This is a genomic window from Microbacterium sp. AC132 (genome assembly GCF_979258525.1).
On sequence record NZ_OZ409862.1, the window covers coordinates 1,975,945 to 1,996,317 of the forward strand.

At 67.9% G+C, this 20,373-nt stretch carries 18 protein-coding genes; 11 read left to right on the forward strand and 7 right to left on the reverse strand.

Going from position 1 to position 20,373, the window contains the following annotated elements; genetic code table 11:
- Nucleotides 1-174: 174 nt before the first annotated feature.
- The 5 genes from arfA to ACZZZQ_RS09425 form a co-directional block, all read right to left on the reverse strand.
- Nucleotides 175-1,698 (reverse strand): arabinosylfuranosidase ArfA, encoded by a 1,524-nt coding sequence (gene arfA, locus ACZZZQ_RS09405; RefSeq protein WP_187250672.1) that lies wholly within the window; start codon nt 1,696-1,698, stop codon nt 175-177.
- A 38-nt stretch (nt 1,699-1,736) separates the two neighbouring features.
- Nucleotides 1,737-2,642, reverse strand: a complete 906-nt coding sequence (locus tag ACZZZQ_RS09410) for a carbohydrate ABC transporter permease (RefSeq protein ID WP_053097912.1) — start codon at nt 2,640-2,642, stop codon at nt 1,737-1,739.
- A complete protein-coding gene (locus ACZZZQ_RS09415; RefSeq protein WP_053097910.1) occupies nt 2,642-3,592 on the reverse strand; it encodes a carbohydrate ABC transporter permease in 951 nt (316 codons plus the stop codon). The genes ACZZZQ_RS09410 and ACZZZQ_RS09415 overlap by 1 nt, the downstream gene beginning before the upstream one ends.
- On the reverse strand, nt 3,589-4,926 hold the full coding sequence (locus ACZZZQ_RS09420; RefSeq protein ID WP_053099262.1) for an extracellular solute-binding protein: 1,338 nt from the start codon (nt 4,924-4,926) through the stop codon (nt 3,589-3,591). Before ACZZZQ_RS09420 ends, ACZZZQ_RS09415 begins: the two co-directional genes overlap by 4 nt.
- A gap of 93 nt (nt 4,927-5,019) precedes the next feature.
- The gene (locus ACZZZQ_RS09425; protein ID WP_463507411.1) at nt 5,020-6,066 is read right to left on the reverse strand and encodes a LacI family DNA-binding transcriptional regulator; all 1,047 of its coding nucleotides are present in this window, start codon (nt 6,064-6,066) and stop codon (nt 5,020-5,022) included.
- Between the two features lie 79 nt (nt 6,067-6,145).
- Between ACZZZQ_RS09425 and ACZZZQ_RS09430 the strand changes: the two genes are divergently transcribed.
- The 11 genes from ACZZZQ_RS09430 to ACZZZQ_RS09480 all read left to right on the forward strand — a co-directional run bounded on the left by ACZZZQ_RS09430 (nt 6,146) and on the right by ACZZZQ_RS09480 (nt 17,614).
- Nucleotides 6,146-7,405, forward strand: a complete 1,260-nt coding sequence (locus ACZZZQ_RS09430) for a D-arabinono-1,4-lactone oxidase (RefSeq protein ID WP_372984111.1) — start codon at nt 6,146-6,148, stop codon at nt 7,403-7,405.
- 83 nt (nt 7,406-7,488) lie between these two features.
- Nucleotides 7,489-8,508: a LacI family DNA-binding transcriptional regulator gene (locus ACZZZQ_RS09435; protein WP_463507412.1), complete on the forward strand. Its 1,020-nt coding sequence runs from the start codon at nt 7,489-7,491 to the stop codon at nt 8,506-8,508.
- Entirely contained in the window at nt 8,505-10,052 is a 1,548-nt protein-coding gene (locus ACZZZQ_RS09440; protein WP_463507413.1) for a sugar ABC transporter ATP-binding protein, read from the forward strand. The genes ACZZZQ_RS09435 and ACZZZQ_RS09440 overlap by 4 nt, the downstream gene beginning before the upstream one ends.
- Nucleotides 10,053-10,231: 179 nt before the next feature.
- Nucleotides 10,232-11,227 carry a substrate-binding domain-containing protein gene (locus tag ACZZZQ_RS09445; RefSeq protein WP_053097901.1) on the forward strand — a complete coding sequence of 332 codons (996 nt, stop codon included), beginning with the start codon at nt 10,232-10,234 and terminating at the stop codon, nt 11,225-11,227.
- An 86-nt stretch (nt 11,228-11,313) separates the two neighbouring features.
- Nucleotides 11,314-12,921, forward strand: coding sequence for a sugar ABC transporter ATP-binding protein (locus ACZZZQ_RS09450; RefSeq protein ID WP_053097899.1), 1,608 nt, complete (start codon nt 11,314-11,316; stop codon nt 12,919-12,921).
- A complete protein-coding gene (locus ACZZZQ_RS09455; RefSeq protein ID WP_053097897.1) occupies nt 12,918-13,985 on the forward strand; it encodes an ABC transporter permease in 1,068 nt (355 codons plus the stop codon). Before ACZZZQ_RS09450 ends, ACZZZQ_RS09455 begins: the two co-directional genes overlap by 4 nt.
- Nucleotides 13,982-15,019 (forward strand): ABC transporter permease, encoded by a 1,038-nt coding sequence (locus tag ACZZZQ_RS09460; RefSeq protein WP_072591968.1) that lies wholly within the window; start codon nt 13,982-13,984, stop codon nt 15,017-15,019. The genes ACZZZQ_RS09455 and ACZZZQ_RS09460 overlap by 4 nt, the downstream gene beginning before the upstream one ends.
- A gap of 166 nt (nt 15,020-15,185) precedes the next feature.
- On the forward strand, nt 15,186-15,476 hold the full coding sequence (locus ACZZZQ_RS09465) for a type VII secretion target (protein ID WP_463507414.1): 291 nt from the start codon (nt 15,186-15,188) through the stop codon (nt 15,474-15,476).
- Between the two features lie 14 nt (nt 15,477-15,490).
- Nucleotides 15,491-16,789, forward strand: a complete 1,299-nt coding sequence (locus ACZZZQ_RS09470; RefSeq protein ID WP_463508092.1) for a putative T7SS-secreted protein — start codon at nt 15,491-15,493, stop codon at nt 16,787-16,789.
- A 145-nt stretch (nt 16,790-16,934) separates the two neighbouring features.
- A complete protein-coding gene (locus ACZZZQ_RS09475; RefSeq protein ID WP_463507415.1) occupies nt 16,935-17,330 on the forward strand; it encodes a hypothetical protein in 396 nt (131 codons plus the stop codon).
- The gene (locus ACZZZQ_RS09480; RefSeq protein ID WP_056280591.1) at nt 17,330-17,614 is read left to right on the forward strand and encodes a WXG100 family type VII secretion target; all 285 of its coding nucleotides are present in this window, start codon (nt 17,330-17,332) and stop codon (nt 17,612-17,614) included. Before ACZZZQ_RS09475 ends, ACZZZQ_RS09480 begins: the two co-directional genes overlap by 1 nt.
- Nucleotide 17,615: 1 nt before the next feature.
- On the opposite strand, the gene ACZZZQ_RS09485 is transcribed toward ACZZZQ_RS09480, so the two are convergent.
- Together ACZZZQ_RS09485 and ACZZZQ_RS09490 are read right to left on the reverse strand one after the other, a co-directional pair.
- The gene (locus ACZZZQ_RS09485; protein WP_463507416.1) at nt 17,616-19,484 is read right to left on the reverse strand and encodes a glycoside hydrolase family 127 protein; all 1,869 of its coding nucleotides are present in this window, start codon (nt 19,482-19,484) and stop codon (nt 17,616-17,618) included.
- A complete protein-coding gene (locus tag ACZZZQ_RS09490) occupies nt 19,481-20,371 on the reverse strand; it encodes a carbohydrate ABC transporter permease (protein WP_082297903.1) in 891 nt (296 codons plus the stop codon). The genes ACZZZQ_RS09485 and ACZZZQ_RS09490 overlap by 4 nt, the downstream gene beginning before the upstream one ends.
- Nucleotides 20,372-20,373 lie beyond the last annotated feature (2 nt).

Here is a 20,373-nt window from a genome sequence, read left to right on the forward strand (position 1 = left end):
GACGGAGTGACAGGCCTCGGCCGCGAACCCCATCGCTGAGAAGCCCGGTATCGATCGATACCGGGCTTCTTCGCGTCTGCGGGGTGCTTCGTGGTGCAGGCGCGCGGGATGCCGGACACGCAGAAGGCCCGACATCGGAATCCGATGCCGGGCCCTCTCCTGTCGAGCCGAACCTCAGGCGAGTTCGATCACCGACCATGACAGCGGCGGAAGCGTCGCACGCACCGACCCGTCGACGACCTCGGCGGCGCCGAGCGGCACCATGTGCACGGCATCCTGCGTGGTCTCGAGGTTCGCGGTGCGACGGTCGCCGCCCTCGGGGATCGTCAGCGTCTCGGCGTTCACGACGCGGAGGCCGGTGAGGCCGCGCAGCTCGACGGTCAGGTCGCTCTCTTCGGTCAGCGAGCGGTTCGCGACGAAGACCACGACTCGTCCGGTCTCCTCGTCCCACGTGGCCGCGGCATCGACCGAGTCGACCCCGCCGTAGCGCTTCGTCTCGATCTGCGGAGCCGACACCGCGAGGCGCAGGATGCGGCCCTTGGCGAGACGGGCCATGCGCTCGAAGGGCCAGAAGCTCGTCTGACGCCAGGCCGGACCGTTCTCCTCCGAGCGGATCGGCGCGATCACGTTCACGAGCTGCGCCTGGTTCGCGATCTTCACGCGATCGCCGTGACGCAGCAGGCTGTTGAGCAGCGTGCCCACGACGACGGCATCCGTCACGTTGTAGGTGTCCTCGATCAGACGCGGGTGCTTCTTCCACCCGGCCTTCGCGATTTCGACCGACTCGACGTCGTTGAACTTCACCTGGTCCCACACGTTCCACTCGTCGAACGAGATGTCGACCTGCTTCGTGTGCTTGCCCGCCGCCTTCACCGCATCGATCGTCGCGATGACGCCGTCGATGAACGCATCCATGTCGACCGACTCCGCGAGGAACGACTCGGCGTCGCCGTCATGCTCCTGGTAATACGCGTGCATCGAGATGAAGTCGACCTCGTCGTACGCGTGAGTCAGCACCGTGTGCTCCCAGGTGCCGAACGTCGGCATCGACCGGCCGGACGAGCCGACGGCGACGAGCTCGATCGTCGGGTCGACGAGCTTCATGGCCTTGGCCGACTCCTGCGCCAGCCGCCCGTACTCCGTCGCGGTCTTGCCGCCGATCTGCCAGGGGCCGTCGAGCTCGTTGCCCAGGCACCACAGCTTGATGTCGAAGGGCTGCTCGGCACCGTTCTTGCGGCGAAGGTCCGACCAGTACGTGCCGCCCGGGTGGTTGGCGTACTCGACGAGCGACCTGGCTTCCTCGACACCCCGGGTTCCGAGGTTGATGGCCTCCATGACCTCGACGTCGGCATCCTTCGCCCAGTCCATGAACTCGTGCAGGCCGAAGGCGTTGGTCTCGATCGTGTGCCAGGCGCCGTCGATGCGCACCGGGCGGTCTTCGACCGGGCCCACCCCGTCTTCCCAGCGGTAGCCCGAGACGAAGTTGCCTCCCGGGTATCGGACCACGGTCGGACCCATCTCCTTCACCAGGGCGAGGACGTCCTGACGGAAGCCGCGCTCGTCGGCCTGCGGGTGCCCCGGTTCGTAGATGCCGGTGTACACGCAGCGCCCCATGTGCTCGACGAACGACCCGAAGAGCCTCCGGGGGACGTCGGCGATGGTGAAGTCGCGATCGATGGTGATGCGGGCCTGAGACATTGCTCTCCTTGTTTCTGGCTCTCGAGCCGGGTGGGGGACTACTGACCGCCGAAGCCGCTGGTCGCGACGCCCTTGACGATCTGCTTCTGGAAGATGATGAACACGATGATCAGCGGCAGCGCCGCCAGCACGGCCTGCGCCATGACCTGGGCGTACTGCACGCCGTAGGCGCTGATCACCGTCTGGAGGCCGACCGGCAGCGTCATCAGCGTGGTGTCGTTGATGACGAGGAACGGCCAGAGGAAGTTGTTCCAGGCGCCGATGAACACGAAGATCGCGACGGATGCCAGGATCGGGCGCGACAGCGGCAGCACGATCGACCAGAAGATGCGCAGTCGGCTGGCGCCGTCGACCCGGGCGGCGTCTTCGAGCTCGATCGGGATCGCGTCGAAGAAGCGCTTCAGGATGAACACCATGGCCGGCGCAACGACCTGCGGCAGGATCAGACCCCAGTAGGTGTCGATCATGTTGAACGCGAGCATCTCGTAGAACAGCGGGATGATGAGCACCTGCGGCGGCACGACGATCGAGGCGATGATGGCGACGAACAGCCACTTGCGACCGGTGAAGTCGAGCCGGGAGAAGGCGTAGGCGGCCAATGCCGAGATCGTGAGCGTGATCAGGGTCACGGCGATCGACGTCCATAGGCTGTTGAACGCCCAGGTGTAGACGTTGCCCTGCGACAGGATCGCGGTGAACGCCTCGATCGTCGGGCCCGAGGCGCCGATCCAGGACGGGTCGCCGCTGGCGGCATCCGTCTCGGTCTTGAAGGCCGTCGCGATCGCCCAGAGGAAGGGCAGCAGCCAGCCGACCGCCAGGACGATGAGGACGACGAGTGCGCTGATGCGCAGCACGCCGAACGGCTTCTCGCCCGGCAGGTGCGGGCGACGGGCCCGCGCGGGCTTGGTCGTGGTGATGGTCTCGGTGAGAGTGGCGGTGGACATCACAGCTGCGACTCCTTCCGGCGGCGCGTGATCAGAGCCTGCGCGACGCCGATGATGACGATGAGGGCGAAGAACACATAGGAGATCGCGGCCGAGTAGCCGAATCGGTAGCTGACGAAGCCGGCTTCGTAGATGTACTGGACGATCGAGCGGGTCGTGTCACTCGCGACACCGCCGAGCATCTGGTACGCCTGATCGAAGAGCTTGAGCGACGCCAGGATCTGCAGGATCAGGATCAGCACGGTCGCCGGTCCCAGCTGCGGAAGAGTGATCGACCAGAACTGGCGCCACGGCCCCGCGCCGTCGAGCGATGCCGCCTCGTACTGCTGCGGCGGGATGTTCTGCATCGCCGCGAGGTACAGCAGGAAGTTGAATCCGACCGTCCACCAGACGGTGGCGATCACGATCGAGAGCATGTTGGTGTCGGGATTCTGGAGCCAGGCGAGCGGCTCGAGACCGAAGAACTCGAGGATGTTGTTCGCGGCACCGATCTGCGGGTTGAAGATCCACACCCAGATCTGCGAGATCACGGTCGAGGCGAGCAGGTACGGCATGAAGAACGACAGTCGCCACAGCCACTGACCCGGGATGCCGCGGTCGACGAGCGCCGCCATCAGCAGAGCGATCACGACGAGCGGCACAGTGGACAGCAGGGTGAACCACACCGTGTTGCCCATCGACTGCCACATCTTCGGATCCGTCAGCGCCTCGGCGTAGTTCGCGAAGCCGATGAAGGAGCCGCCGGCGCCCGTGAGCGATTGGTCGGTGAAGCTGAGGATGATGCCGTGCACGATCGGCCAGGCGAGGAACAGCACGAACGCGAGCAGGAACGGAGCGAGGAACGCCCAGCTGATGAGCTGCTCGCGGTTGCGGGAGCCGGCGCGACGGATCGGGATGGCGGCCTTGGAGCCGGTGACGATGGTGCGCGTGGAGTCGGTTGCCGTGGTCATGATGCGAACGTCCCCTCGGGGTCTGCCGGGTTGGGCTGACGGAGCAGGGTGTTCACCCGTGCCTCGAACCGGTCGATCGCCGCCGCGGGGTCATCGCCCGACAGCAGGACGCCCTGCACCGCGGCGCCGAACTCGCCCTGGAAGTTGGAGCCCGATCCGGTGAACCACGCGGTGGGGTCGTACACGACGTGCTGCGCGGCCTCGGCGTAGTGGGCCTGGGGGACGAGATCGGCGTACTCGGGGGACTCGGTGACCGGCAGGAAGGCGGGGATGTGCCCGGCCTCGGCCCAGCCGAACGAGCCCTTGAGCATGTCGGCGACGAACTGGTACGTCAGGTCGCGCTTCTTCTCGTCGGCGTTGGTCTGATGCGGCAGCACGAACGAGTGCGAGTCGGCGTAGACCGCCGGGGTGCCGTAGAGCGTGGGGATCATGGTCGCGTCGAACGGGATCTCCGCGTTCTGCATGGTGCGGAGCTCCCAGACGCCGGTGAACAGCATGCCGCTCTTGCCGGTCGCGAACTCGGCGACGGCGCTGCCGTAGTCGGCCTGGGCGAGGGCGATCTCGCCGTCGAGCAGAGTGCGCATGAGCGAGAGGGACTCGACCGCGGCATCCTTGTCGATCACGGCCTTGCCGCCGGCGGGCAGCTCCATCGCACCGCCGTGCTGCGAGTAGAAGGTGTAGAAGAGGCGCCACATCTGCGCGCCGTCGCCGAGATATCCGTACGACAGCGCGTGGCCGTCGGCTTTGCCGCCGATCGTGCGCAGCTGCTCGACGAACTCCTCGGGAGACGACGTCTCTGCGAGGCGACCGTCGCTGTCGAGCACTCCGGCGGCATCGCAGATGTCGGTGTTGAACATCGCGACGAACGGATGCGCGTCGAGCGCGACGCTGTACATGTTCTCGCCGACGAAGCCCTTCTCCCAGATGGGCTTCGGGAACGTCGAGGCGTCGACGCCGAGGTCTGCCAGTCGGTCGAGATCCCACGGGTCGAGCAGACCGCCGGGGGCCCAGCCGACCGTGCGGGTGGCGTGCATGATCGCGACGTCGGGGGCGCGGCCACCGGCGCCCGCCATCGCGAGCTTCGTGTAGTACGGGGTGCCCCAGGCGAGCACGGTGGGGCGGATGCGGTACGCGTTCTGCGCCGCGTTCGCGGTGTCGAGCAGCTGCGACATGGTGACGCCGTCGCCACCCGAGAGCAGATGCCAGAACTGGAGGGTCGTGGTGTTCGAGCCCGGGACTGTGCCGGGTGCGCAGCCGGCGAGCAGCGCTGCGGCGGCCGTGACGGAGGCGGCAGTCAGGAACTGCCGTCTGGACATATCGAGCGGGGGCGTCATCGTCACTCCTTCGTGACAGCGGGCGGGGTCGGGGTACATCATTACATCGATGTAATCAGCCGCGCAAGAGTGAGCCGATGCTTCCGAGCCGCGTCAGGGGCGGTAGCCGCGCGGGGTGCCCCGCGTGCTGTCGCGCTCGAGCAGATGATGCGAGAGGGTGAGCGCGCGCGGGGGAGCGGAGCGGTCGTCCATGCGCGACTCGAGCAGCGTGAGGGCCGCGTCGGCGAACGCGCGACGATCGAAGGCGATCGTCGTGAGCGAGGGCGACGTGTACCGCGAGAACTCGACATCGTCGAAGCCCGTCACGATCACATCGTCCGGCACGCTCACGCCGTGATCGTGCAGCGCGTGCAGCGCTCCGAGCGCGAGCGAGTCGGTGAAGGCGATGATCGCGTCGAATGCCACACCCCGCCGGAACAGCGTGGCGACGCCATCCGCCCCACCCGTCATCGACCACGGCATCGGGTTGATCTCGAGAGCGGTGTCGCGCGGGATGCCGACCTCTCGCAGCGCGTCGTGCACGCCCTCGAGTCGCAGGCGACCTGTGGCGGTCGCGACCGCCGCGTCGTCATCGGCGCCGATCACCGCGATGCGGGTCGCCCCGCGAGACAGCACATGCCGGGTCACGTCAGCGGCGGCGCGGCGACTGTCGATGCGCACGTGGTCGGCCCTGTTCTGCTCGACCTCCCCGAGCACGACGAGCGGGGGCAGCCGGTCGGCGTACTTCAGCACGCTGTCCTCGAGGCGGATCGGGTTCAGGATCAGCCCGTCGACCAGGTGCGCGCGAGCGCGCGAGACGAGCTCCCGCTCGCGTTCGGGATCGGTCGCGGTCTCCTCGATCTGCACCGCCAGGCCCCGATCGTGCGCAGCGTCGACGATGCGATGCATCAGCTCGGCCGAGAACGCGGTGGCGAGGTCGGGCAGGGCCACGGCGATGATGCCCGAGCGGCCCTTGCGGAGCCCGCGGGCGTTGAGGTTGGGCACGAAGTCGAGCTCCGCCATCGCCGACTCGACCCTGAGCCTCGTCTCCTCGCGAACGGCGACCGTGCCGGTGACGACGTTCGAGACCGTCTTGGGTGAGACGCCGGCAAGTGCGGCGACGTCCTTCATCGTCGCGCGCGGCGGCGGCATCGCAGTCATCCGGTCAGCCTATCCATGCGCGTGCCGAGCGCGGTGCCTCTCCGATGGCGGGCGAGGCTGCCGTGGCTACTATGGCCCGATGACCATCGAACGCAACTGGGCCGGCAACCTCACCTATCGCGCATCCGCGATCGAGCACCCGAGCTCGATCGATGAGCTGCAGGGACTGCTCGCCCGGGGCGGGGCCGTGCGCATCCTCGGGTCGCGGCACTGCTTCAACGACATCGCCGACACCGACGGGGTGCTCATCGCGCTCGACCGGCTGCCCGTCGTGTTCGAGGTCGCCGACGCCCGTGACGCCGTGCGCGTGTCGGGCGGGCTGCGCTACGGGGACCTCGCCCCGCTGCTCGATGCCGAGGGGCTCGCGCTCGCGAACCTCGCCTCGCTGCCGCACATCTCGATCGCGGGAGCCGTCGCGACCGGAACGCACGGCTCGGGCGACGCGACGGGATCGCTGGCCTCCGCCGTGCGCGCGCTGACGATCATCACACCGGCAGGGGAGATCCGCTCGCTCGCTCGCGGAGACGAAGACTTCGACGGCGCAGTCGTCAGCCTCGGCGCACTCGGAGCGGTCGTCGACGTGACGCTCGATGTCGAGCCCGCCTACGAGGTCGCCCAGCACGTGTTCGAGCATCCGTCGTGGGATGCGATCCTCGCCGACTTCGACGAGGTGACGAGCATCGGAACGAGCGTCAGCATCTTCTCGCGGTGGGAGCACACCGACGTCGCCGACCAGATCTGGGTCAAGCAGCGACAGCCCGAGGCGCGCGAGAACACCCGCGCCGATCTCTTCGACCGACTCGGAGCGGAGCCTGCGACAGCGAAGCGGCATCCGATCATCGGCGTCGACCCGGTGGCCTGCACCGAGCAGCTCGGAGTGCCGGGGCCGTGGTTCGAGCGTCTCGCGCACTTCAAGCTCGAGTTCACGCCGTCGGCGGGCGCCGAGATCCAGAGCGAGTACCTGGTGCCCCGCGCCGATGCGGTCGCCGCGATCCAGGCGGTCCGCACCCTCGCCGGCCAGATCGCGCCGCTGCTGCTCGTGAACGAGATCCGCACGGTCGCCCCCGACTACCTCTGGCTGAGCTCATCGCAGGGTACGGATGCCGTCGGCATCCACTTCACCTGGAAGCCCGACGAGGCGGCCGTTCGCGAGTTCCTGCCCACGCTCGAAGCGGCACTGCCCGAGACCGCCCGCCCGCACTGGGGAAAGGTGTTCACGCTCGATGCCGCCGAGGTGCGCTCTCGCTACTCGCGCTGGGATGACTTCGCCGACCTCGCGGCGCGGTTCGACCCCGAGCGCCGACTGGTGAACCCGTACCTGGAGCGCCTGGGCCTCTAGCGCCGGTCGCTGCCGCGGGATCCATTGCACCACCGGGGTTGTTCTCGGTAACATTCTCCGAGGCTCGGCCGACGGAGGTGTGCATGGCGAACGTCGGTTCAGACAAGCCCAACATCCGTCAGGTGGCGACCATCGCGGGCGTCTCGCACATGACGGTCTCGCGTGTTCTCAACGATCACCCGAACATCAAGCCCGACACGAAACGCCGCGTGCTCGAGGCGATCGAGGAGCTCGACTACCGCCCGAACCTCGTCGCGCGGGCTCTCGCCACGCAGCGCACCCGCCGGATCGGCGTGATCGTCGAGAGCGCGGTGGCGCACGGTCCGACCAGCATCCTGCGAGCCGTGGAGCTCTCCGCACGTGCCACCGGATACTCCGTCACGCCGATCGCTCTGCACGAGGGCGACCCGCTGTCTCCGCAGGAGGCGGTCGACAATCTCGTGACCCAGGGAGTCGATGCGCTCTGCGTCATCGCGCCCCGCTCGTCGTCCGTGGCGGCGCTGCGCCGCATCGCCATCACCGTGCCGATGCTGGTCGTCAAGGCAGACGCCGACCCGACGTTCCTCACCGTGTCGATCGACCAGCATGCGGGCACGACATCCGTGGTCGACCACCTCGTCGCGCTCGGCCACCGCGATATCCTGCACCTCTCGGGTCCGCTCGACTGGCTCGACGCGAGGGCGCGGGAGCGGGCCTTCCATTCGCGGGCCAAGTCGTGGGGCATCCGCGAACGGCCCATCGTCGTCGGCGACTGGTCGGCCGACTTCGCCTACGACTTCGCGAAAGGGCTCACGCGGCTGCCCGACTACACGGCGCTCTTCGCCGCGAACGACGACATGGCGATGGGGCTGATCCACGGTCTGCACGACCGGGGCTTCGAGGTGCCGCGGGATCTGAGCGTGGTCGGCTTCGACGACATCCCGCTGGCGCGGCACTTCATCCCGCCGCTCACGACGGTGCGCCAGGACTTCGGGGCGCTGGGCGTCGCGGTGGTCGAGATGCTGCGCGCGGCGATCGAAGGGCGGGACATCCCCACGCTCACCCGGATCCCGACCGAGCTCGTCGCCCGCGGCTCATCGGCCGCACCTCGGGAGGTGCGATGACCTCCGACCGTGGTCCCGCGCCGGTCGTGCGGCTTGCGGGCATCACGGTCGAGTTCCCCGGCGTGCGCGCGCTCGACGACGTCGACTTCCGGCTGTTCCCCGGCGAGGTGCATGCCGTCATGGGCGAGAACGCCGCCGGCAAGTCCACCCTGGTCGCGGTGATCACCGGCACCCTCGCGCTGGAGGAGGGCACGGTCCTCGTCGACGGCGAGCCCCGTCGGTTCTCGGGGGTCGCCGACAGTCGAGCGGCGGGGATCGCGACGGTGTTCCAGGAGACCCAGCTGAGCCCGAATCTCAGCGTCGCGGAGAACGTGATGCTCGGGCGGGAGCGCCGAGGACGGTTCGGCATCGACTGGCGGAGGACGAGAGCGGATGCCGCGGAGGCGCTGGCCAGACTCGGGCTCGACGGCCTCGATCCGAAGACGCCGCTCTCGCTGCTCACGCCTGCGCAGAAGCAGCTCGTCGCACTCGCGCGCGCGGTCGTCGACGAGCCGAGGGTGCTCGTCCTCGATGAGCCCACCTCCAGCCTCGACGTCGCCGAGGTCGCGACCCTGATGCGCGTCATCCGCGGTCTGCGGCAGCGGGGGGTCGCGATCCTGTTCATCTCGCACTTCCTCGAGCAGGCGTTCGCGATCAGCGACCGCATGACCGTACTGCGCAATGGGCGGCGCGTGGGGGAGTATGCGACGCGAGACCTCGACCGGGCCGACCTGATCTCGAAGATGCTCGGCAAGGACATCGACAGCCTCCGAGCGCTCGGCTCTGAGCGCAAGGCCCACCACTACGCGTACGACGGAGAGCCCGCGATGCAGGCGTCCGGTGTGGGGCGACGCGGTGAGCTCGAGCAGATGGATGTCGAGATCCAACGCGGAGAGATCGTGGGCCTCGCGGGGCTGCGGGGTTCCGGGCGCACCGAGCTCGCGTCGCTGCTCAGCGGTTCGGCGCGGGCCGACAGCGGCGAGCTCTGGGTCGACGGCGAACGGGTGCAGCTGCGGAGCCCGTCGGCGGCGCTGCGACACCGGATCGCGCTGTCGGCCGAGAACCGGGGGACGCAGGGCATCATCGGCGAGCTCACGGCGCGCGAGAACATCATCCTGTCGCTGCAGGCGCTGCGCGGGTGGACTCGTCCGCTCTCGCACGCGGAGTCGCGGGGACTCGTCGAGACGTACGTCGAGGCCCTGCATCTGGATCCCGCCGACCTCGACCGCCCGGTCGGCCTGCTCTCGGGGGGAACCCAGCAGAAGGTGCTGCTGGCCCGTGCGCTGGCGGTGCGTCCGCACGTGCTGATCCTCGACGAGCCCACTCGGGGGATCGACATCGCGGCGAAGATCGATGTCCAGAGACGCATCAGCCAGCTCGCCGGTGACGGAGTGGCCGTGGTCTTCATTTCGTCCGAACTCGAAGAGGTGGTGCGGCTGAGCGATCGCATCATCGTGCTGAAGGACCGCGAGAAGATCGGCGAGCTCAGCAACGGTCCCAGTGTCACGGTCGACACCGTGGTCGAGATGATCGCCGCTGAGCTCAGCCACAGCGTCGAGCTGTGATCGGTAACAAGATCTTTCGCTCCTTACATCGTTGATTTTCGTTCACCTCTTGTGTTCCAGAAATTGTTCCCGGTAACATCACCGCAGGACATGCGATGCAGGTGTCCTGCAATCACGATCGGACCATGACTGGTCCACCACCGCCGGAGTGACCACCGGCATCTCAACGAGGAGAAGAAATGTCCGCGAAGAAGCGCATTCGCATCGCGTTCGGCCTGGCAGCAGTCGGCGCACTCACCATCGGCCTTGCGGCCTGCTCGACCGGCGACTCGGGCGACGGGGGTGGCGACGGCGACGACGTCACCACGGTCGGCTTCGTGGCCGTCGGTCCCGAGGGCGCATGGCGCGAGGCCAACGAGCAGAACATCCAGGACACCTTCACGGAGGAAGCCGGATACGACCTCAAGTACGCACCCGCCACCAACCTCGACCAGAAGTCGCAGATCGACGCGTTCACGTCGTTCGTCGACGAGGGCGTCGATGTGATCCTGCTCTCGGCCACCGAGGCCTCGGGCTGGGAGGACTCGCTCAAGCGCGCACAGGAGGCGGAGATCCCCGTCATCCTGCTCGACCGCGGCATCGAGCCCGACGACGACAGCCTGTACGTCACCCGCATCGCTCCCGACAACGTCGAGGTCGCGAAGGAGGTCGGCACCTGGGCTGCGGCGACGTTCCCCGACGGAGGCAACTACGTCGTGCTCGAGGGCCCGGCCGGCGTCGGCGTCGTGAACGAGCGCAACACCGGCTTCGACGAGGGCCTCGGCGACTCGTCGCTCACCAAGCTCGACGCGCAGACGGCGAACTGGTCGGCGGAAGAGGGCAAGAGCGTCTTCGAGACGATGCTCAAGTCCTCGAACAACGACATCCAGCTCGTGTTCGCACAGAACGACGAGATGGGTCTCGGCGCTGCGCAGGCCGCTGAGGAAGCCGGCCTGGTGGTGGGCGAAGACGTCAAGATCGCCACGATCGACGGCACGAAGAACGCCATGCAGGCGCTCGCCGACGGCCAGCTCAGCTACGTGCACGAGTACAACCCGCTCTTCGGCGAGACGGCCCTCGAGGTCGTCGAGAAGGCTCTCGCGGGTGAGGACGTCGACTCGTACATCGTCGTCCCCAGCGAGGCGTTCGATTCCGCAGAGGCGGCACAGGCCGTGCTCGCCGACCGCAAGTACTGACCCCGCCGCCGGAGCGATCAGCCAGTGAGCCCGGGCGGTGCCGCAACAGCCGCACCGCCCGGGCTCTTCCGGAGGAGGAGACACCGATGAACGAAGCACTGCCCATCGTCGAGATGCGTGGGATCTCGATCGAGTTCCCTGGGGTGAAAGCCCTCGACAAGGTCGATTTCCGGCTGTTCCAGGGCGAGGTCCACGCGCTCATGGGCGAGAACGGCGCGGGCAAGTCGACCCTGATCAAAGCCCTGACCGGCGTCTACCGGATCGACTCCGGGTCGATCGTCGTCGCCGGGCAGGAGCGCAGCTTCGGCGGCGCCGGCGACGCGCAGGATGCCGGGATCTCGACGGTGTACCAGGAGGTCAACCTCGCCCCCAACCTCTCGATCGGCGAGAACGTGATGCTCGGTCATGAGACGCGAGGTGTGTTCGGCATCAACTGGACGGCCACCCACCGCGCTGCGACCGACGCCCTCTCCCGACTCGGCCTGGGGCACCTCGACACCCGCCGGCCGCTCTCGACCCTCTCGATCGCGCTGCAGCAGCTCGTCGCCATCAGCCGCGCGATGGCGATCAAGGCCAAGGTGCTCATCCTCGACGAGCCGACCTCCAGCCTCGACGCCGCCGAGGTCGAAGGCCTCTTCACCGTGATCCGGGCACTGCGAGACCAGGGGGTCGCGATCCTCTTCGTCTCGCACTTCCTCGATCAGGTCTACGCGATCAGCGACCGCCTGACGGTGCTGCGCAACGGACTGTATGAGGGGGAGTACCTCACCCGGGACCTCGACCGCCACGCTCTCATCTCGAAGATGATCGGCAAGGACCTCGATGCGCTCAAGTCGCTCGGAGGCAACCGCCGCCGCGCGCCGCGCGAGGCCGATGAGAAGCCGCTGCTCGCGGCATCCGGAATCGCACGCCGCGGAGCGGTCGAGGCGACCGACCTCGACATCCGCCCCGGCGAGGTCATCGGGTTCGCCGGGCTGCTCGGCTCCGGGCGCACCGAGCTCGCCCGACTGCTCTACGGCGCCGACCGCACCGACGAAGGCACGATCGAGCTGCATGGACGCCGGGTCGACCTCAAGTCGCCCGCCGATGCGCTGCCTCGTCGGATCGCCTTCTCGACCGAGAACCGCCGCGACGAGGGGATCATCGGAGACCTGACCGTGCGCGAGAACATCATCCTCGCCGTGCAGGCGGAGCGCGGATGGGCGCGTCCCATGAGCCGCAAGGAGCAGGATGCGATCGTCGACCGCTACATCGCGCAGTTCAACGTCCGTCCGGCCGACCCCGACCGGATGATCAAGAACCTCTCCGGCGGCAACCAGCAGAAGGTGCTGCTCGGCCGCTGGCTCGCCACGCAGCCCGAGCTGCTGATCCTCGATGAGCCGACCCGCGGAATCGACGTGGGTGCGAAGGCCGAGATCCAGGAGGCGGTGGCCGAGCTCGCCGAAGACGGCGTCGCCGTGGTGTTCATCTCTTCCGAGCTCGAAGAGGTCGTGCGCCTCTCCGAGCGGATCGTCGTGCTGAAGGACCACCGGAAGATCGGCGAGATCCAGAACGGACCGGACGTCACCGCGCAGGTGATCGTCGATGTGATCGCCGCTCACGGAGTCGAGGCCGCTGCCGAGACGCTCGACGACACCGACGGCGCCGTGCCCGATAGCATCGCCCCCACGACCGACAAGGAGGCAGCGCGATGACCGCGTCAGCCGGCACCACCATCTGGCGGGACCTGATCCACAAGCCGTTCTTCTGGGGCATCGTGGCGATCTTCGCGCTGCTCGCCCTGAACGTGATCAAGGACCCGACGTACCTCGCGCTCTCGATCAACCCCAACAACGGCAACCTCGTCGGCAACCTCATCGACATCCTGCGCCAGGCGGCGCCGATCATGATGATCGCGATCGGGATGTCGCTCGTGATCGCCACCGGTGGCATCGACCTCTCGGTCGGATCTCTGATGGCCGTCGCCGGAGCCGTCTCGATGGAGTTCCTCAGCGCCGCAGGCGACTCCTTCGGCGCAGCGCTCGCCGCGGTAGGACTCGCGCTGGTCATCACCGGCATCCTGGGGGCGGTCAACGGCGTCCTCGTCGCCTATGTCGGCCTGCAGCCCTTCATCGCCACGCTCGTGCTCATGCTCGCCGGCCGAGGCATCGCCAAGGTGATCACCGGCGGGCAGAACACGACGGCATCCAACGATGCGTTCCGGTGGATCGCGAACGGCTTCGTGATCGGCATCCCCGTGGTGTTCATCCTCGCGGTGCTGATCGTGATCGCCGTCGGCTGGGTGGTCAGGCGCAGCGCGCTGGGCCTCATGATCGAGGCGATCGGCATCAACCCCCGGGCCAGCCGCATGGCGGGCATCAAGCCGAAGGGACTGCTGCTCACGGCCTACATCATGAGCGGCATCCTCGCCGGGATCGCGGGCATCATGTCGGTCGGCAGCGTCATGACCGTCGACATCTCCCGCACCGGCTACCAGCTCGAGCTCGACGCGATCCTCGCGGTCGTCATCGGCGGCGCATCGCTGGCGGGTGGCAAGTTCTCACTCAGCGGCGCCTTCGTCGGCGCGTTGCTCATCGCGACCCTCGACAAGACCGTGCTGTATCTCGGCGTCTCGTCGTCGGCGACCCCGGCGTTCAAGGCCATCGTGATCGTCGTGCTGTGTCTGCTGCAGTCGCAGCGCGTGCGCAGCTGGTTCCGGACGCGACGCAGAGCCCGCCCGGTCGAACAGATCATCGCGAAAGAAGAGGTGTCCGCATGAGCGTCATGACCGCCCCTCCGGCCCCTCAGGCGACGGAGAGCGTCGCCGACCGTCTGCGACGCATGATCACGGCGAACCCCTCGGTGCTGCCGACGATCGCCTCGGTGGTCATCTTCGTCGGCATGGTGATCTTCGGCGAGGTGGCCTACGGCCGCATCCTGCAGTTCAACACGCTGTCGAACCTGCTCATCAACAATGCGCACCTCATCGTGCTCGCGGTCGCGCTGACCTTCGTGATCCTCACGGGCGGCATCGACCTCTCGGTGGGATCGATCATCGCGGTCTCGTCGGTCGCCGGTGTGATGCTCTCGAACGCCGGCTGGAACGCCTTCGCCGTGATCGTCGCGATGATCGGCATCGGAGTGCTCTTCGGCATCGTCTCGGGAGTGCTGATCCGGTACTTCGACGTGCAGCCCTTCATCGCGACACTGGCGATGATGTTCCTCGGTCGGGGCCTCGCCTCGCTGCTCAGCACCAAGCCCGAGCGGCTGGGTGAGGAGTCGCCGATCCGCTGGATCGGCACCCAGCTGAAGATCATCGACGGCCCGAAGGTCAACGACCTCGTGATCACCCCCGCAGTGCTCATCGCGGTGATCGTCGTGGCCGCCGCGTTCTTCGTTCTGCACCGCACGCGCACCGGCCGCACCGTGTACGCGATCGGAGGATCGGAGAGCTCGGCGCTGCTCATGGGTCTGCCCGTGCAGCGCACGAAGGTGCTCGTCTACGTGATCAGCGGCGGTCTCGCCGGTCTCGCGGCGGTGCTCTACACCGCACGACTCGGCACCGCTCAGAACATCACCGGCATCGGGTGGGAGCTCGACGCGATCGCCGCGGCAGTGATCGGCGGCACCGTATTGACAGGGGCTTACGGATACGTGCTCGGCTCGGTCGTCGGTGCGCTGGTGCTCGGTCTGATGAACGTGCTCATCACGCGTGACGGAGGCATCCCGCCCGAGATGACGACGATCATCACGGGCGGCATCCTGCTCGTGTTCGTGCTGCTCCAGCGCGCAGTGACACGCAAACGGGAGTAGCTTCCGCTCCATCGCCCGAATGGCCCCATCTCGCACCGAGGTGGGGCCATTCGCATGTCTGAGCACCCTGAAGGTCCCATCTCGGAACACCGGTATTCGAGCTGCGGATGTCGGTGACGTCCTCATATGAAGACGTAACGTTGTCGTTCGTGACCGATGGCGTGCGATGACGGATGTGGAGACCGACGAGCTGCGCGCCTTCGCGACGAAGGCCGCCAGTCTGCGGGGCGACTTCGGCTCGGCGGTGGTCGCGCAGTCGTCGGGGTTGGGCGCACGCTCGATCACCGCGGCGGTGGCGCGATTCGGCGACGCATGGACGACGGCACTGGGGCGCCGTCTCGCGGACGTCGACATGGTGGCGGAGAACCTGCGGCAGACGGCCGAGGTGTTCGACCGGGGCGATGAGGCGTCGAGCAGCGAACTCGGCCAGATGATCTGGGCCGAGAGCGACTACTGATGTCCGAGCTGGGGATGACGAACGACCCGGTCGCGCTGATACCGGGCTCGTATGCCGCAGCGCATACGGTCGCGTCCGCGTGGCGGTCTCGGTCCGAGGCCGCCACTGCCCTTCGGGACGGGTTGCGGGGCCTCGAGGTCGATTCCGCGTGGACGGGGTACCCGTATGAGAAGTACCTCGAGCGGGCGGAATACGTGCGGTCGTCGTGGCAGAGGTGCGGCGAGTACTTGATGAGTGGCGCCGCCGCTCTGTCGGCCTATGGCGATGCTCTGCGATGGGCGCAGGACGAAGCCGCACGCGCCATCGACCTGTGGGAGCAGGCCGAAGCAGCGACGATCGCTTCACGCCAGGAGCACCAGGTGAAGGTGCGTGAGCTGGAACGCGACCTTCACCTGCGACACGTCGAACTCGACGTCCCGTTCGTCGACGGCGGCGCGGACCTGCGCGCGCAGGCGGTCGACGTCTTGACGAACGCACGGGGTGTGCTGGATCGCTACGCCGTCGACGCTGCCAACGCCATCCACGCAGCGGCGGATGCCGCGCCCCTGCAGACGCCGAAGCAGGCCGAAGCCGCGACGAACTGGGCAGTCGTCGGGGCGGTCGGCTCGATCATGTTCGAGACCGCCGTACTCAACCCGGCGATCGAGCAACTGAACTTCATCGCCTCGATGGGCAACGCGCTCATCAACCACCCCGACATCCTCCTCGAACTCCTCGGCGGAGTCGCGCTCGTGGTCGGTGGCGGCACGATGATCGGCGGCGGAGGTGCGCTCGCGATCACCGGGGTCGGCGCAGCCCCGGGCGGCGGCCTGGCGTGGGCCGGCGCGGGGGTCGTCGGGGCCGGGGTCGCGGCTGCCGGGCACGCCGGCATTCGCTGGATGAATGAGGCGGCCGGTGACGACGCGGCCTCCGTCGCCCGACGACCGCCGCCGCATCCCGAGTATGGGGGCCGGGACATCAAGGGCCATTGGAACGGAGACGGGCAAAGACCCTGGGTCGACACCGAGAAGATCGGGCTCGACGAAGTCGCGGATGATGTCGGAACGGATGTCATCCGCGACAAGGTGCGTGCGACGATCGAGGGGTACCATCACCGGCCTGGAATGGCTTCGGATCAACACCGATACTTTGATGGCCTTTACAGTAACGGCGACGGGACTTGGACAGCGATCGAAGTGAAGGGCGGTACCGGGTCCCGTGATGCGGCGCAGGAGGGATTCGACGCAATGGTCAGTCGCGAGCGGCCCGCGATCGCGACGCTGAACGGCCAGCCCATCCGGATCGTGGATGTGATCCTCAAACATGTTCCGTGAACCTGCCGGCCGCCAACGCCGAGAAGAGAGTCACCGTATGGCCATCACACGCACACACGTCACACAGCGAAACGGCTACAGTCGCATGGCGTTGATCGATAGTGTCCGCCCGTATCCGGATCAGATCCGATTCTCGTTGAGCCGGATGAATGGGTCATCGTTCTGGGCGTGGGGCCTGTGGCGGGCGCCGGAAGGAGCCGACCTTCTCCGAGATCTGCCGTTCAGTGAGGAGTACATGCAGTGCGCGGGAACCGCTGAGGCGCTGGCGCTGGAGGTGCGCCGCATCGAGGCCGACGGCACTCCCCGCCAGTACGCGATCGGCAAGCCCGGCGGCGACCGCACAGGCGAGCCCACCGAGGTGATCCACTACGACGACGGTCGCCACAGCACCACGGTCTACCCGCACGAGGTCTTCACCGCCGACGAGGCGGCGGTCGTCTTCTACACGTACTTCCTCACCGACGACGTGTCTCAGCCCTACGAGCTCCGCGATCTGCACCTGAGCTGGCCGAAACCTGAATCCGAAGAGGGCGCCGGCTGATGCGCATCCGCGTCGAGCACGAACCGCTCGCCCAGTCGATCGCGACGCTGGCCGACACCGCGCAGCAGATCCGAGCGCTCCTTGACGACCTGGACGCCGAAGCAACCGGGCTGAGGCACCTGTGGACCGGGGCCGCCCAAGATGCCTACTCCCGCGCTCACCGCGAATGGAACGAGTGCGCCGGCGACATGCAGACCGCTCTCACCAGCGCCGCCACCGCGGCCGCCCGCGCGCAAGCACGCACTCGCGAGGCCGAGGCTCACGTCGCCGACCTCTGGAGCTGACTCACACCGTCGGAATCCAGACCCGCATGGTCGACGGACCGCGCCGCGCCCAGTCGTGATAGGCGATCAAGGGGGCGTCGACCGTCTCGCCGGTCGAGCGGTGGCGCACCCGCAGCACCACGTGACCGTCGCGCTCGACGGGCTCCCCGGCCGCGACCGCGTCGCCGATGTCGCCGCCGAGGTCGATCGACTCGAGTGCCAGGACCTCGGGGCCGCGTTCGATCGCGACGCTGCCGCGCACGGCATCCACCATCGGATGCGGTGACGTGGTCCTCGCCACGATCGGCAGGTTCAGTACGACGATGTCGCCGGCGCGGAACGCACGAGCGACTTCGACCGCACCCGGAGGTGCAGGCAGCTCCGTGACCTCATTCCCGCTGTGCACACGCACCGTTGCTCCCGACGCCCACGACGGCACTCGCAGCGTCAGTGTGAACTCGGCATCCTCCGTGATCGTGACGCGAACATCGCCCTTCGCCGGGTAGTCCGTCGAGACATCGAACGCGACGATCCGGCCGTCCGGCAGTGTCGTGCGCACGGTCGACGGTGCGTACTGATGCAGCTGCACGCCGTCATCATCGGCCGTCGCGACATACGCGGAGAGGCTCGCGAACGTGCGCGCCACATTCGGCGGGCAGCACGACACCTCGAACCACGGCGCGCGCAGCGATGACGAGGCGCGCGGCGACGTGGCATCCGGATCCGCCGGGATCCCCGGCGTGCGCTGATGCAGGGTGTTGGCGTAGAAGAACGAGCGCCCGTCGTCACCGGGCGAGGTCGCGACGACGTTGAACAGGGTCCGCTCGATCAGGTCGGCGTACTGCGCCTCACCGGTCGCGAGCAGCAGCCGCCACGAGAACATGATCGACCCGATGCCGGCGCAGGTCTCGGAGTAGGCGCGATCCGGCGGCAGCTCCCAGTCGTCGCCGAAGGCCTCGTCCTGATGGTGCGACCCCTGGCCCCCCGTCACATAGGTGCGGCGTTCGACCGTGCGATCCCACTGCGACCGCAGGGCGTCGAGCAGCGAGTCGTCGGAGAGCTCGGCGGCGACGTCGGCTGCGGCGGAGGACAGGTAGTTCGCCCGCACGGAGTGCCCGCGAAGAGCCTCGGCGTCGCGCACCGACACGTCGTCCTGGAAGTAGCTGCGCCCCCATTCGATCTCGCCGAGCGACCCACGCCCGTGCCGCTCGACGAACAGCGCGGCCTGATCGATGTAACGCTGCTCGCCGAGCGCTCGGCCGAGCTCGGCAAGCCCCGCCTCGACCTCGGCATGCCCGCAGATCGCGTCCCGGCCGTCGACGCCGAACTCGCGGCAGACGAGATCCGCGGCGCGCCGAGCGATGTCGATCAGACCGTCGTCGGCATCCGGTCTCGTGCGCACCCGGGCGACGGCCGCCTGGAACAGGTGCCCGAGGCAGTACAGCTCGTGCCCCCACTGCAGCGCAGACCAGCGTTCGTCCTGGCCCTCGCGGCCGAACATCGTATTGAGGTACCCGTCGGGCTCCTGCGCGGCGGCGACCCGGTCGACGACCCGGCGGAATCGCTGCTCGAGGTCGCTGTCGGCTGCGGCATCCGTCCGCCCGATCTCCCACGCCAGCGCCTCGAGGTACTTGTAGATCTCGGAGTCGGCGAACTCGCGTCCCCGACGCCCGTCCGGCAGCGTGCCGGCGGCGGCGAGGTCGAAGTTGGGCAGCCATCCCTCGGACTCGAGTCGCGACTCGATGTGGCTGAGAGTGGCAGTGCCGTTGACGGCCTGGCGGTCGGCCCAGAACCCCCCGGTGATGCGCACCTCGTCGAGGCCGAGCGGGCGCAGACGCCCGTGGGTGGGAACCACCGGGGCGGCCGGTGCAGTGGTGTCGAACATGGTCATCCCTTGAAGGCGCCGGACATGAAGCCGCGCACGTAGTGTCGTTGCAGGATCAGGAAGAGAAGGATGCAGGGGAGCGCCAGCACGACGACTCCCGCCTCGGTCGCGCCGTAGTCGACGACGCCCTGCACCTGTCCGCGGAGGTTCGCCACCGCGAGCGGCAGCGTCATGCGGTTGGTGTCGTTGATGAGGATCAGCGGTGCCATGAAGTCGTTCCAGGCGGTGAGGAACGCGAACAGCCCGACGGTCACGAGCCCGGGCTTGACGGCAGGGAGCAGCACCCGCCACAGGGCGCCCCAGCTGGAGCATCCGTCGACCATCGCCGCCTCGTCCATCTCCCGCGGGATCGACTCGAACGAGATGCGCATCATGAACATCGAGAACGGCAGCTGGAACATCGTGATCACCAGCGCGACGCCGACCAGCGAGTTCTGCAGGCCGACCGCATTGAGGATCACGTAGAGCGGAATGAGCAGGGTCGCATACGGCACCATCAGGATGGCGAGGGTGAGGAGGAACAGTGCGTTCTTGCCGGGGAACGAGAAGCGCGCGAACGCGTATCCGCCCAGCAGCGAGATGAACAGGGTGAGCGCGACGGTGAGCACCGAGACGAAGAGCGAGTTGCCCAGATACACCCAGATGCCGGCCTGGTATTCGCCCAGGGCCGCATAGTTGCCGAAGCCCCAGCCGTCTGTCTGGCTGGTGCCGGCCATCGGGCTGACCGACGAGACGCCGGTCCAGATGAGCGGATAGAGGAAGATCACGGCGAGCGCGGTCGTGAACACCCAGTACGGGATGCCGAGGACGACGCGAGCGGCCTTCGAGCGATAGCGCGGCGGGGTCGGCTGATGGTTCGGAGCGACGATCGTGCGCGTCAGCGTCTGGGACATGA